Source organism: Pseudomonas reactans, from assembly GCF_013385825.1.
GTDB classification, from domain to species: domain Bacteria; phylum Pseudomonadota; class Gammaproteobacteria; order Pseudomonadales; family Pseudomonadaceae; genus Aquipseudomonas; species Aquipseudomonas reactans.
This window is the reverse complement of record NZ_JACAPG010000010.1, coordinates 22346-34565: the sequence shown is the minus strand read 5'-3', so window position 1 is coordinate 34565 and position 12220 is coordinate 22346. Positions and strand designations below refer to the sequence as shown.

Below are 12220 nucleotides of genomic sequence, written 5' to 3'. Positions count from 1 at the left end.
AGCCGGCTCCTACAGGGTCAGATTGAGTTGGCCTTGAGGTCGCGATAGCCGGCGCCGGGGTGATTGGCGCCCAACCGCGCGCCATCGCCAAACAACTTCTCGCGCAGCGTGCCCTGGGCATATTCGGTCTTGTACACCCCGCGCTTCTGCAACTCCGGCACCAGCAGGTCCACGGCGTCGATGAAGGTTTCATGGGTCAACGCATAGGCCAGGTTGAAGCCGTCCACGTCGGTCTCTTCCACCCACTCCTGCAACAGATCCGCCACGGTTTCCGGGCCACCGACAAACAGCGGGCCAAAACCGCCGATGCCGACCCAATCGGCCAGCTCGTTGGGCGTCCAGACTTTGTTCGGGTCGGCCGTGGAAAAGGCTTCCACCGCCGACTGGATGGCATTGGTGTGCACATGCTTGAGCGGTTCATCCGGTTTGAACTGGCTGAAATCGATACCGGTCCAGCCGGAGATCAGCGCCATCGCACCCTCGTAGCTGACGTAGGATTTGTACTCGTCAAACTTGGCCTTGGCCTTGGCATCGGTCTCACCGACGATCACCGTCTGCAGGTTGAAGATCAGGATTTTCTTCGGATCACGTCCGGCCTCGGCGGCGCGACGGCGGATGTCGGCAACGGTCTTTTTCAGCAAGACTTTGGACGGCGCGGCGACGAACACACACTCGGCCTGCTCGGCGGCGAACTGCTTGCCACGGCTGGACGCACCGGCCTGGTACAGCACCGGCGTACGCTGCGGCGACGGCTCGCACAGGTGAATGCCAGGCACCTGGAAGTGTTTGCCGACGTGACGGATCTCGTGGATCTTGCTCGGGTCGCTGAAAATCCGCCGCTCGCGGTCGCGCAACACGGCGCCCTCCTCCCAACTGCCTTCCCAGAGTTTGTAGCAGACCTCCAGGTATTCCTCCGCGTAGTCGTAGCGCGCGTCGTGTTCGGTCTGGGCTTTCTGGCCGAGGTTCTTGGCGCCACTTTCCAGGTAGGAGGTGACGATGTTCCAGCCGATGCGGCCCTTGGTCAGGTGATCCAAGGTCGAGAGGCGCCGGGCGAACGGATACGGGTGTTCGAACGACAGCGAGGCGGTCAGGCCAAAGCCCAGGTGCTCGGTGACCAGCGCCATCGGCGCGATCAGCGACAGCGGGTCGTTGACCGGCACCTGTGTGGCCTGGCGAATCGCCGCGTCGCCGTTGCCGTTGTAGACGTCGTAGATGCCCAGTACGTCGGCGATAAACAGGCCGTCGAACTTGCCGCGCTCAAGGATCTTGGCGAGGTCGGTCCAGTATTCCAGGTCCTTGTACTGCCACGAACGGTCACGCGGGTGCGCCCACAGGCCGGGCGATTGGTGGCCGACACAGTTCATGTCGAACGCATTCAAGCGGATTTCACGGGACATCAAAGCACTCCGTTGAGGTGGTAGTTGCCGACAATCTGGTATTTCCAGCGCAGGGGGTCGTCGAGGGTCGACGGCAGTGCGGTGCGTTGGCCGGTCAGTTCGAATTCGGCGTTGCTCGCGGCAATCAAGGCTTCGGCGGCGGCGATCTGCGCTTCGGTGGCGGCCACCGGGCTTGGGTGGGTTTCAGCGCGTTCCAGCAAGGCGGCGGCCACGTCGACGCGGATCTGCAGATCGCCGAAGCGGCTGATCACATAGGGGTCATCGCTGGTCTCGACATGGCGGCGGGTGCTGTCCAACAGTTGGCGCGCAAGACTCAGTGCGGTCATGGTCAATCCTCAGTTCCAGGCGTGGCGCGCGGGCTTCACGCCGTTGAGCACGAAATTGCCGATCAGGTGGTATTTCCAGCGGGCCGGGTCGTGCAGGGTGTGGGTGCGTGCGTTGCGCCAGAAGCGGTCAAGGTTGTGTTTGCCGGTGACCGAGCGGGTGCCGGCCAGTTCGAAGAGCTTGCTGCTGGCGAGCAAGGCGGTTTCGGCCGACAGTACTTTGGCTTGGGCGACGACCAATGAAGCGTGGGCGACGGTGTCTTCGCTGGGGTCGGCGAGGGCACGGTCCACCGCCAGGCCGGCCTTGGCGAGGATGGCTTCGGTGCCGTGCACGCGCCACTCCAGGTCGCCGATGGCGGCGATGGTGAACGGGTCTTGCCAGCCGTGCTCCTGCTGGCTGTCGATCCACGGGCGCGCTTGGCGGGCGTAGATTTTCGCTTGCTCCAGGGCGCCGAGGGCGATGCCGGTATCGACGGCCGCCTGGATAATCTGCGAAATCGGGCCGTTGGCAGTGGGTTGGTCGAAGGCCAGATGGGCGGGGATCACTGCGCTCAGGGGCACCGTGACACCATCGAGGGTCACGCCGCCGCTGGCGGTGGTGCGCTGGCCGAAACCATCCCAGCTGTCAATCACGCTCAAGCCCTGGGCATCACGCTCGATGAAGGCGATGAACGCCTGGTCTTTTTCGTTATTGCCGACGGTGGGCACGATGTGGGCGAACAACGCGCCGGTGCAGTAGAACTTCTCGCCGTTGATTTGCGCGGTGTCGCCGTGGAAACGGATCTGCGTGTCGAATGTGCCGGCATTCTTGCTCTTGGCTTCGGAGAACGCGTTGCCGAATCGATAACCCTGGAGGACTTTGCCGAAGTAGTACTGCTTTTGTGCCTCCGTGGCCGTCTGCAGCAGGATGTCGACAACGCCAAGGTGGTTCTGCGGAATCTGCCCCAGGGACGGGTCGGCGGCGGAGATCAGTTTGATCACCTCGGCCACTGTCACATACGACACCTCGGCACCGCCATAAGCCTTGGGAATGGTGATGCCCCACAAGCCGCTGGCCGAGAACTCGTCGAGTTCGGCCACCGGCAGGCGACGCTCACGGTCGCGCTCGCTGGCGTCGACGGCAAACCGTGCAGCCAGGCGCGTGGCGACCTCGATGGCTTCCGCGTCCGAACGGATGATATGGGCAGGGTGATGAGGGTGGGCTGACATGGGCCGACTCCAGGCTCCGAGGGGATACTGGAGTGATTGCAGGAGTCGTGCCTGAATGTAATCGCCAATAAAATCAGCGTTTTACCGGTAATTCAGCGCAACAGGGCGCGTTTCAAAACAGCAAAGTGTCGATCCACTGTTGCCGGGTAAACAGTTAGATCACCACGTTGCGCACAAACCGCACAGACACCTGGCCGTCATTGCGATAGCCATGCACGTGACGGCTGGCGAACATATAAAACTCGCCTGCGCCGACGTGCTTTTCTTCCTCGCCCACCAGCAGGGTGAGGCAACCTTCGAACACGAACAGTTGCACGCTCCAGCCATCCGGGTCGGGATCGGGGCTGTAGCGATCGCCCGGCTCCAGTTGCATCTCCCACAATTCGACTTCACGCCGCGCCGTGGCTTTGGCCAGCAACACCGCCTTGCTGCCGGGAATTTCACCGGCCCAGGCCAGCTCATTGATGCGGCTGTGGTCGGGGGCATCCGGCGCCTGGATCAGGTCGCTGAAGGCCACGTCCAACGCTTCGGCCACACGGTCGAGGGTGGACAGGCTGACGTTCTTTTCCCCCGCCTCGATGGCCACCAGCATGCGCCGGCTGACCCCGGATTTTTCCGAGAGCGCTGTCTGGCTCAAGTCGGCAGCATGGCGCAGGCGACGAACGTTCTGGCTGACGTGCTGCAGGACCGAGGCCCGGTGTGGATTTTCTTTGTGCACTATATTGCTCAATGGGTGGGTGTGCGCAGTATACTGCCCAGCGTGCGGCGCATTGTGCGGTCCGTGCCTTTCCCTTGCAAGACCGAGCCGCCATGACCACCCCGAACTCCCCCTCGCGTTTCAACCGTTTCAGTAAAGCCGAATGCATCCTGGTGGTGATCACCATGATTTGGGGCGGCACCTTTTTGCTGGTGCAGCACGCGATGACTGTCAGCGGGCCGATGTTTTTCGTCGGGCTACGGTTTGCGGCGGCGGCGATTGTGGTGGGGTTCTTTTCCTTGCGCACCTTGCGCGACCTGACCCTGTTCGAATTGAAGGCAGGCGTATTCATCGGCGTGGCTATCATGTTTGGCTACGGGTTGCAGACCATTGGCCTGCAGACGATCCTGAGCAGCCAGTCGGCGTTTATCACGGCGTTATATGTGCCGTTCGTGCCGTTGCTGCAATGGCTGGTACTGGGACGCCGTCCAGGCTTGATGCCGAGCATTGGCATCATGCTGGCGTTTACCGGCTTGATGCTGCTGACCGGGCCGGCGGGCGCTTCGCTGAATTTCAGCCCCGGCGAAATCGCCACCTTGATCGGTGCCGTCGCGATCGCAGCGGAGATCATCCTGATCAGCGCGTTTGCCGGGCAGGTGGATGTGCGCCGGGTGACCGTGGTGCAACTGGCCACGGCCTCGTTGCTGTCGTTCCTGATGGTAGTGCCGATGGGCGAGGCGTTGCCGGGGTTTTCGTGGTTGCTGCTGTTCAGCGCAGTGGGCCTGGGTTTGACCAGTGCGGTCATACAAGTGGCAATGAACTGGGCGCAGCAGAGTGTCTCGCCTACCCGAGCCACGTTGATTTATGCCGGTGAGCCGGTGTGGGCAGGCGTGGTGGGACGAATCGCCGGCGAGCGCTTTCCGCCGATTGCGATGCTGGGCGCGGCGTTGATTGTGGCGGCGGTGATTGTCAGTGAGATGAAGACCAAGGCCCAGAAGGCAGCCGCATCCACAGGTAGGAGCGAGCTCGCTCGCGAAGAACCTGAGAACACTGTGTGAATCCAGGAGGCCCGCGTTACCGTTGACGATTTTCGCGAGCAAGCTCGCTCCTACAAGGGTTTTCAGCTTAGCTTGTAGGATCCTGCCACATCTTGCCGTTTGGTGATCGAGAAAGCGGCACGTATGATGCATCCCAAACTCCCGCAGATTAGAAGCCTATGTCCCTGATAGTTCTACTGCTTCTGCCGTTCGCTGGCAGCTGTCTGGCGGCCTTGCTGCCGCACAATGCACGTAACACCGAATCCCTGCTGGCCGGCCTTGTGGCCCTGGTCGGTACCATTCAAGTCGCCCTGCTCTACCCTCAGATCGCCCACGGTGGCGTGATCCGCGAAGAATTCATGTGGTTGCCCAGCCTCGGGCTGAACTTCGTGCTGCGCATGGATGGGTTTGCCTGGCTGTTCTCGATGCTGGTGCTGGGCATCGGCACGCTGGTGTCGTTGTATGCGCGCTATTACATGTCGCCGGATGATCCGGTGCCGCGCTTCTTTGCATTTTTCCTGGCGTTCATGGGCGCGATGCTCGGGCTGGTAATCTCCGGCAACCTGGTCCAGATCGTGTTCTTCTGGGAACTGACCAGCCTGTTCTCGTTCCTGCTGATCGGCTACTGGCACCACCGCGCCGATGCACGACGCGGTGCGTACATGGCGTTGATGGTCACCGGCGCCGGTGGTTTATGCCTGCTGGCGGGCGTGATGTTGCTGGGGCATATCGTCGGCAGCTATGACCTCGACCAGGTGCTGGCGGCCGGCGATCAGATTCGCGCGCACACGCTGTACCCGGTCATGCTGGCCCTGGTGCTGATCGGCGCCTTGAGCAAAAGCGCGCAGTTCCCGTTCCACTTCTGGCTGCCTCACGCGATGGCGGCGCCCACGCCGGTGTCGGCGTACCTGCATTCGGCCACGATGGTGAAGGCCGGCGTGTTCCTGCTGGCCCGCCTGTGGCCGTCGCTGTCCGGCAGCGAAGAATGGTTTTACATCGTCGGCGGTGCCGGCGCGATTACACTGCTTCTCGGCGCTTACTGCGCGATCTTTCAGAACGACCTCAAGGGCCTGCTGGCCTATTCCACCATCAGTCACCTCGGTTTGATCACCTTATTGCTGGGCCTCAACAGCCCGCTGGCCGCCGTCGCAGCAGTGTTCCACATCCTTAACCACGCTACATTCAAGGCCTCGCTGTTCATGGCCGCAGGCATCATTGACCACGAAAGCGGCACCCGTGACATCCGCAAGCTCAGTGGCCTGGTCCGCTTGATTCCGTTTACTGCAACGCTGGCGATGGTTGCCAGCGCGTCCATGGCCGGGGTGCCGTTGCTCAACGGTTTCCTGTCCAAAGAGATGTTCTTCGCCGAAACCGTGTTCATCTCCTCCACCGCCTGGGTGGAATTTGCCTTGCCGGTGATCGCGACGGTCGCGGGTACGTTCAGCGTGGTCTATGCGCTGCGCTTTACCATTGATGTGTTCTTTGGACCGACTGCCACCAACCTGCCACACACACCCCACGAACCGCCGCGCTGGATGCGTGCGCCGGTCGAACTGCTGGTGTTCACCTGCCTGCTGGTGGGGATTTTCCCGGCCCAGGTGGTGGGTTCGATCCTCGCCGCTGCCGCGTTGCCTGTGGTCGGCGGCGTGCTGCCGGAATACAGCCTGGCAATCTGGCACGGCTGGAACGCGCCGATGATCATGAGCCTGGTGGCCATGTCTGCTGGCGTCGTTCTGTATCTATTGCTGCGCAAGCAACTCAAGCGTGGCCGCTTCAAATACCCGCCCATCATCAGCTACTTCAACGGCAAGCGCGGCTTCGAGCGCAGCCTGGTGGTGATGATGCGCGGCGTGCGCAAGATCGAGAAACGCATCAGCACCAAGCGCCTGCAGACCCAATTGTTCCTGCTGGTGCTGGTGGCGGTGATCGGCGGCATGATCCCGATGCTCAACAGTGGCCTCAGCTGGGGCGATCGGCCGAAAATCCCGGGCTCCATCGTATTCGTCACCCTGTGGTTGCTGGCGATTGCCTGCGCCCTCGGCGCTGCCTGGCAAGCCAAGTACCACCGGCTGGCGGCCCTGACCATGGTCAGCGTGTGCGGCCTGATGACCTGCGTGACGTTCGTGTGGTTCTCCGCGCCGGACCTGGCGCTGACCCAACTGGTGGTCGAAGTGGTGACCACGGTGCTGATCCTGCTCGGCCTGCGCTGGTTGCCACGGCGGATCGAGGAAGTCTCGCCACTGCCGAGTTCGCTGCGCAAGGCGCGCATTCGCCGTCTGCGCGACTTCCTGTTGTCCACCGTAGTAGGTGGCGGCATGGCGCTGCTGTCCTACGCGATGCTGACGCGCCAGACGCCCAACGACATTTCCTCGTTCTACTTAAGCCGCGCGCTGCCCGAAGGCGGCGGCAGCAATGTGGTCAATGTGATGCTGGTGGACTTCCGGGGCTTCGATACCTTGGGTGAAATTACCGTACTCGGCGCCGTGGCGCTGACCGTGTACGCCCTGTTGCGCCGCTTCCGTCCGTCCAAGGAAAGCATGCAACTGCCCGCGCAACAGCGCCAGTTGGCGCCGGACGTGGCCACCGACCTGGTCAACCCGCGTCAGGCCAGCGACACCGCCCTGGGCTTCATGATGGTGCCGGCGGTGCTGGTGCGCCTGCTGCTGCCGATAGCGCTGGTGGTGTCGTTCTACCTGTTCATGCGCGGCCACAACCAACCGGGCGGCGGCTTTGTCGCCGGGCTGGTGATGTCGGTGGCGTTTATCCTGCAATACATGGTCGCCGGCACGCAGTGGGTCGAGGCGCAGATGAGCCTGCGGCCGATGCGCTGGATGGGCTTTGGCCTGTTTTCCGCCACGCTGACCGGTCTCGGTGCACTGTTTGCCGGGTATCCGTTCCTCACCACCCACACCTGGCATTTCGGCCTGCCGCTGCTCGGTGACATCCATATCGCCAGCGCCTTGTTCTTCGACGTCGGCGTGTACGCCATGGTCGTCGGCTCGACGCTGCTGATGCTCACCGCCCTCGGTCACCAATCCGTGCGGGCCCACAAACCGAGCAACCAGGCCAAAGTGGTTGCCGCAACGGAAGGAGCCGCCTGATGGAAGAAGTCATCGCAATTGCCATTGGGGTCCTGGCGGCCTCCGGCGTCTGGCTGATCCTGCGGCCACGGACATTCCAGGTGGTGATGGGCCTGTGCCTGTTGTCGTACGGGGTCAACCTGTTCATTTTCAGCATGGGCAGCCTGTTTATCGGCAAGGAGCCGATCATCAAGGACGGCGTGCCGCAAGACTTGCTCAACTACACCGATCCCCTGCCCCAGGCACTGGTGCTGACGGCCATCGTGATCAGCTTCGCCATGACCGCCTTGTTCCTGGTAGTGCTGCTGGCCTCCCGTGGCTTGACCGGCACGGACCATGTGGACGGCCGGGAGCCCAAGGAATGACGTGGATGAATCAAATGATCGTCGCGCCGATCCTGCTGCCGTTGCTGACCGCCGCATTGATGCTGATGCTCGGCGAGAAGCACCGCCCGCTGAAAGCACGCATCAACCTGTTCTCCAGCATGGTCGGCCTGGGCATCGCTATTTTGCTGCTGTACTGGACGCAAAAAGGCGGCCCCGGCTCGATCGGCGTGTACCTGCCAGGCAACTGGCAGGTGCCGTTCGGCATCGTGCTGGTGGTGGACCAACTGTCGGCGCTGATGCTGGTGCTCACCGGCATCATCGGCGTGAGCGCTCTGCTGTTCGCCATGGCCCGCTGGGACCGCGCGGGCACCAGTTTCCATGCGCTGTTCCAGGTGCAGATGATGGGGTTGTACGGTGCCTTCCTCACCGCCGACCTGTTCAACCTGTTCGTGTTCTTCGAGGTGCTGCTGGCGGCGTCCTATGGCTTGATGCTGCACGGCTCGGGCCGGGCGCGGGTGTCGGCGGGGCTGCATTACATTGCGATCAACCTGCTCGCGTCGTCGCTGTTTTTGATTGGCGCGGCGATGATCTACGGGGTGACTGGCACGCTGAACTTCGCTGACCTGGCGTTGAAAATCCCATTGGTACCGGAGGCTGATCGCGGCCTTCTGCACGCTGGCGCTGCGATTCTCGCGACCGCATTCCTGGCCAAGGCTGGCATGTGGCCACTGAACTTCTGGCTGGCACCCGCCTATTCCTCGGCGAGCGCTCCCGTGGCGGCGATGTTTGCGATCATGACCAAGGTCGGCGTATACACCGTGCTGCGCCTGTGGACTCTACTGTTCTCCGGCCAGGCCGGCGCGTCAGCGCTGTTTGGCGGGGACTGGCTGGTGTATGGAGGCATGGCGACCATCATCTGCGCCGGTCTGGCGATGGTGGCGGCGCAGCGATTGGAGCGCATGGCCAGCTTGAGCATTCTGGTGTCGGCGGGGATCTTGCTGTCGGCCGTGGGTTTTGCTCAGCCAAGCCTGACGGCGGGGGCGCTGTTTTATCTGGTCAGCTCGACACTGGCGTTGAGTGCACTGTTCCTGCTGGCCGAGCTGATCGAGCGTTCGCGCTCGGCCAACGACCTGCCGCTGGATGAAGAGATCGATGCGCTGCCTAAAGCCATGGAGTCCTTGCACCCACGTCCCGGCGTCAACCTCGATGATGAACAGCAAGCCGTGGTCGGCCAGGTGATTCCCTGGACCATGGCCTTCCTGGGGCTGAGCTTTATCGCCTGCGCCCTGCTGATCATCGGCATGCCGCCGCTTTCCGGGTTTATCGGCAAGCTCAGCCTGTTGAGTGCACTGGTCAATCCGCTGGGCCTGGGTGTCAGCGTTGATGCGCCGATCCGCCCGGCGGCCTGGGGCTTGGTCGCTTTGCTGATCCTCTCGGGCCTGGCCTCGTTGATCGCCTTCGCCCGCCTCGGCATACAACGCTTCTGGACCCCGGAAGAGCGTCCTTCGCCGCTGCTGCGTCGCTACGAGTGCCTGCCGATCTTCTTCCTGCTGGGCTTGAGCATCCTGCTGACCTTCAAGGCCGAGCCGCTGATGCGCTACACCCAGGACACGGCCGTCAGCCTGAACAACCCGGAACACTATGTAATGGCGGTGATGGCGACGCGACCGGTGCCGAGCCCTGAAGCCAAAGCCGCCGCGCTGGAGGTGCAGCCATGAAGCGTCTTTTCCCTGCTCCGTGGTTGTCATTGGCGCTGTGGTTGTTGTGGCTGGTGCTCAACCTGTCCGTGAGCCCCGGCAACCTGCTACTGGGCGCGCTGCTGGGCTTTCTGGCGCCACTGATGATGGCGCCACTGCGGCCCTTGCCAATCCGCATTCGCCGCCCTGGGGTGATTGTTCGCCTGTTCTTCCTGGTAGGCCGCGATGTGATCGTCTCCAACCTGCAAGTGGCCTGGGGCGTATTGACCTGCGGCTCCCGCCCGCCACGCTCACGCTTCATCAAAATCCCCCTGGACCTGCGCGATCCGAACGGCCTGGCTGCGCTGTCGATGATTACGACCGTGGTGCCTGGCACCATCTGGTCGGAACTGGCGCTGGACCGCAGCGTCCTGCTCTTGCACGTGTTTGATCTTGAGGATGAAGCGCCGTTTATCGAGCATTTCAAGACCGCCTACGAACGGCCCCTGATGGAGATCTTCGAATGAGCGCCCTGCTCTCCAATGCGATCCTGTTCAGCCTGTTCCTGTTCTCGCTGGCCATGGTGCTGACGCTGATCCGCCTGTTCAAAGGCCCATCGGCCCAGGACCGGGTACTGGCGCTGGACTACCTGTACATCCTGGCGATGCTGATGATGCTGGTGCTGGGCATTCGCTATGCCAGTGACACCTACTTTGAAGCGGCGCTGCTGATTGCGCTGTTCGGCTTCGTCGGCTCGTTTGCCCTGGCCAAATTCCTGCTGCGCGGGGAGGTGATTGAATGATGCCGTTATGGATGGAAGTCGTCGTGGCCGTGCTGCTGGTGTTGAGCAGTGTGTTTGCATTGATTGGCGCGATTGGCTTGCTAAGGATGAAGGACTTCTTCCAGCGCATGCACCCGCCAGCTTTGGCTTCGACGTTGGGGGCGTGGTGTGTGGCGTTGGCGTCGATCATCTACTTTTCGGTGCTCAAGTCCGGGCCGGTGTTGCACGGGTGGTTGATTCCGATCTTGCTGTCGATCACGGTGCCGGTGACCACGTTGCTGCTGGCACGTACGGCGTTGTTTCGTAAGCGCATGGCCGGTGATGACGTACCGGCCGAAGTCAGCAGCCGCCGCTGACGCCCAGGCTGAACACAACTCACTGTAGGAGCCGGCTTGCCGGCGATGGCGATTTTGAGGACGCCATCGCTGGCAAGGACTAGGCGTCCCCCCGGCTCCTACAGTTTGGGTGTCAACCGAACGATCGGATATGGGCCGCCAAGTCTGCCAATTCAGCATCATCCGCCCGCCCATGATCATGGGACGAGATGTAGCCTTCATACGCTTCGAAAAACTTGTCCACCTTCGAACTCAACGGTTTGAACGCACTGTCCCCACCGGTCCCATGCATGGGAAACAACTTCGCATGCAAATGATCCACGCCATACCCCTCCATGATCAGCCCCGTGCGCGCCACATCGGGAAACGCCCGGTCGATCTGCAACGCGGTCTTCTTCGCCGCTATCGCGAGCCCGGCCAACACCTCATCCGACTGCGCAAACGCATAGCTGCCGTAATGCTGCTTGGGGATCACTACGCTGAAACCGGGGGTGTTGGGGAAGATCGAGAGAAACGCCATATGCTGGTCGTCTTCCCACAAGATGTGCGCCGGGGAAGTCTTTTGAACGATGCGGCAGAAAATGCAATCCATTTGAATCTCCGTCAGTGGATCCGGGTGTCCTTCAACCTAGTAGAAATCCTATTACAAAATTGGCGCGCCAAACCTGCGAAACCGCGGCATCCAATCATCCAGGATCTGCGCTGAAGCCAGCACATGATGCGCCCGCCCGATCAACAACCGGCGCGGCACAAAACCGATATACCGGGAGTCATCGCTGTTATCGCGGTTGTCCCCCAGCATGAAGTAACTGTCAGCTGGCACAGTAACCGGGCCAAAATTGCGCAACGCCCGCACAGTCGGCATGAACTGCACCGTGCGCTGACGGTTGGCAGCCAGCTCCTTCAGCCTGATCCCCGGCACTGTATGACCGGGCACGATGGGCTCGCTGATGTCCTGCGCATCACTGTAAATGGCCGGCACGCCGTTGACCCACAGCACCTCATCTTTCATTTCCAGGGTGTCACCGGGTATGCCGACGATGCGCTTGATCAGACGTATGCCATCCTTGGGCGATGAAAACGTCACCACATCGCCGCGCTGGGGGTTGTCGAGCTTGGCCAGGGAAATGTCCGTGAGCGGCACCTTGAGGTCATAGGCCACACGGTTGACCAGCACCACATCGCCCTCCAGCAAGGTCGGGCGCATGGAGCCGGAGGGAATCGGATTCCAATCGGCCAGGGAAGTGCGAAAAACGCCGAAGCACACCCAGAACATGATTGCGTAACGGTAACGGATCAACCAACTTCGCATACATCCTCACACGACAGACAGGGGCATCAGGGCAATTTCTTAGAAGC

Annotated in this window: 13 protein-coding genes; 7 read left to right on the top strand and 6 right to left on the bottom strand. The window is 61.9% G+C overall.

The features are described 5' to 3' along the window. Positions 1-17 precede the first annotated feature (17 nt). From HX868_RS10785 to HX868_RS10770, 4 genes are all read right to left on the bottom strand, one after another. A complete protein-coding gene (locus HX868_RS10785) occupies positions 18-1397 on the bottom strand; it encodes an LLM class flavin-dependent oxidoreductase (protein ID WP_177002839.1) in 1380 nt (459 codons plus the stop codon). Beyond that, positions 1397-1723, bottom strand: a complete 327-nt coding sequence (locus tag HX868_RS10780; RefSeq protein WP_177002838.1) for an acyl-CoA dehydrogenase — start codon at positions 1721-1723, stop codon at positions 1397-1399. The genes HX868_RS10785 and HX868_RS10780 overlap by 1 nt, the downstream gene beginning before the upstream one ends. 9 nt (positions 1724-1732) lie before the next feature. Further along, positions 1733-2929: an SfnB family sulfur acquisition oxidoreductase gene (locus HX868_RS10775; protein WP_177002837.1), complete on the bottom strand. Its 1197-nt coding sequence runs from the start codon at positions 2927-2929 to the stop codon at positions 1733-1735. A gap of 154 nt (positions 2930-3083) precedes the next feature. Continuing rightward, complete coding sequence (locus tag HX868_RS10770; RefSeq protein WP_177002836.1) at positions 3084-3647, bottom strand: helix-turn-helix domain-containing protein; 564 nt, start codon at positions 3645-3647, stop codon at positions 3084-3086. Positions 3648-3739: 92 nt separating this feature from the next. Here HX868_RS10770 and HX868_RS10765 point away from each other — a divergent pair, with 92 nt between their 5' ends. The 7 genes from HX868_RS10765 (at position 3740) to HX868_RS10735 (ending at position 10882) form a co-directional block, all read left to right on the top strand. Next, a complete protein-coding gene (locus HX868_RS10765) occupies positions 3740-4684 on the top strand; it encodes a DMT family transporter (RefSeq protein WP_016977448.1) in 945 nt (314 codons plus the stop codon). A 158-nt stretch (positions 4685-4842) separates the two neighbouring features. Further along, complete coding sequence (locus HX868_RS10760) at positions 4843-7764, top strand: monovalent cation/H+ antiporter subunit A (protein ID WP_177002835.1); 2922 nt, start codon at positions 4843-4845, stop codon at positions 7762-7764. Continuing rightward, positions 7764-8108: a Na+/H+ antiporter subunit C gene (locus tag HX868_RS10755; RefSeq protein ID WP_003192163.1), complete on the top strand. Its 345-nt coding sequence runs from the start codon at positions 7764-7766 to the stop codon at positions 8106-8108. The genes HX868_RS10760 and HX868_RS10755 overlap by 1 nt, the downstream gene beginning before the upstream one ends. Continuing rightward, positions 8105-9787, top strand: coding sequence for a monovalent cation/H+ antiporter subunit D (locus tag HX868_RS10750; protein ID WP_177002834.1), 1683 nt, complete (start codon positions 8105-8107; stop codon positions 9785-9787). Before HX868_RS10755 ends, HX868_RS10750 begins: the two co-directional genes overlap by 4 nt. Continuing rightward, positions 9784-10272: a Na+/H+ antiporter subunit E gene (locus tag HX868_RS10745; RefSeq protein WP_177002833.1), complete on the top strand. Its 489-nt coding sequence runs from the start codon at positions 9784-9786 to the stop codon at positions 10270-10272. The genes HX868_RS10750 and HX868_RS10745 overlap by 4 nt, the downstream gene beginning before the upstream one ends. Then, positions 10269-10547 (top strand): K+/H+ antiporter subunit F, encoded by a 279-nt coding sequence (locus HX868_RS10740; protein WP_005789171.1) that lies wholly within the window; start codon positions 10269-10271, stop codon positions 10545-10547. The genes HX868_RS10745 and HX868_RS10740 overlap by 4 nt, the downstream gene beginning before the upstream one ends. Further along, on the top strand, positions 10544-10882 hold the full coding sequence (locus HX868_RS10735; protein WP_016977444.1) for a Na+/H+ antiporter subunit G: 339 nt from the start codon (positions 10544-10546) through the stop codon (positions 10880-10882). Before HX868_RS10740 ends, HX868_RS10735 begins: the two co-directional genes overlap by 4 nt. Positions 10883-10994: 112 nt before the next feature. On the opposite strand, the gene HX868_RS10730 is transcribed toward HX868_RS10735, so the two are convergent. Next, a complete protein-coding gene (locus HX868_RS10730; protein WP_177002832.1) occupies positions 10995-11453 on the bottom strand; it encodes an HIT family protein in 459 nt (152 codons plus the stop codon). Between the two features lie 51 nt (positions 11454-11504). After that, positions 11505-12173 (bottom strand): signal peptidase I, encoded by a 669-nt coding sequence (gene lepB, locus HX868_RS10725; RefSeq protein WP_177002831.1) that lies wholly within the window; start codon positions 12171-12173, stop codon positions 11505-11507. Positions 12174-12220: the final 47 nt, after the last annotated feature.

What these genes read in the sequence shown, in the direction of transcription:
- HX868_RS10760 (WP_177002835.1), top strand. Translation starts at nt 4,843, where the DNA reads ATGTCCCTGATAGTTCTACTGCTTCTGCCGTTCGCTGGCAGCTGTCTG.
- HX868_RS10765 (WP_016977448.1), top strand. Translation starts at nt 3,740, where the DNA reads ATGACCACCCCGAACTCCCCCTCGCGTTTCAACCGTTTCAGTAAAGCC.
- HX868_RS10730 (WP_177002832.1), bottom strand. Translation starts at nt 11,453, where the DNA reads ATGGATTGCATTTTCTGCCGCATCGTTCAAAAGACTTCCCCGGCGCAC.
- HX868_RS10735 (WP_016977444.1), top strand. Translation starts at nt 10,544, where the DNA reads ATGATGCCGTTATGGATGGAAGTCGTCGTGGCCGTGCTGCTGGTGTTG.
- HX868_RS10740 (WP_005789171.1), top strand. Translation starts at nt 10,269, where the DNA reads ATGAGCGCCCTGCTCTCCAATGCGATCCTGTTCAGCCTGTTCCTGTTC.
- HX868_RS10785 (WP_177002839.1), bottom strand. Translation starts at nt 1,397, where the DNA reads ATGTCCCGTGAAATCCGCTTGAATGCGTTCGACATGAACTGTGTCGGC.
- lepB (WP_177002831.1), bottom strand. Translation starts at nt 12,173, where the DNA reads ATGCGAAGTTGGTTGATCCGTTACCGTTACGCAATCATGTTCTGGGTG.
- HX868_RS10775 (WP_177002837.1), bottom strand. Translation starts at nt 2,929, where the DNA reads ATGTCAGCCCACCCTCATCACCCTGCCCATATCATCCGTTCGGACGCG.
- HX868_RS10780 (WP_177002838.1), bottom strand. Translation starts at nt 1,723, where the DNA reads ATGACCGCACTGAGTCTTGCGCGCCAACTGTTGGACAGCACCCGCCGC.
- HX868_RS10750 (WP_177002834.1), top strand. Translation starts at nt 8,105, where the DNA reads ATGACGTGGATGAATCAAATGATCGTCGCGCCGATCCTGCTGCCGTTG.
- HX868_RS10755 (WP_003192163.1), top strand. Translation starts at nt 7,764, where the DNA reads ATGGAAGAAGTCATCGCAATTGCCATTGGGGTCCTGGCGGCCTCCGGC.
- HX868_RS10745 (WP_177002833.1), top strand. Translation starts at nt 9,784, where the DNA reads ATGAAGCGTCTTTTCCCTGCTCCGTGGTTGTCATTGGCGCTGTGGTTG.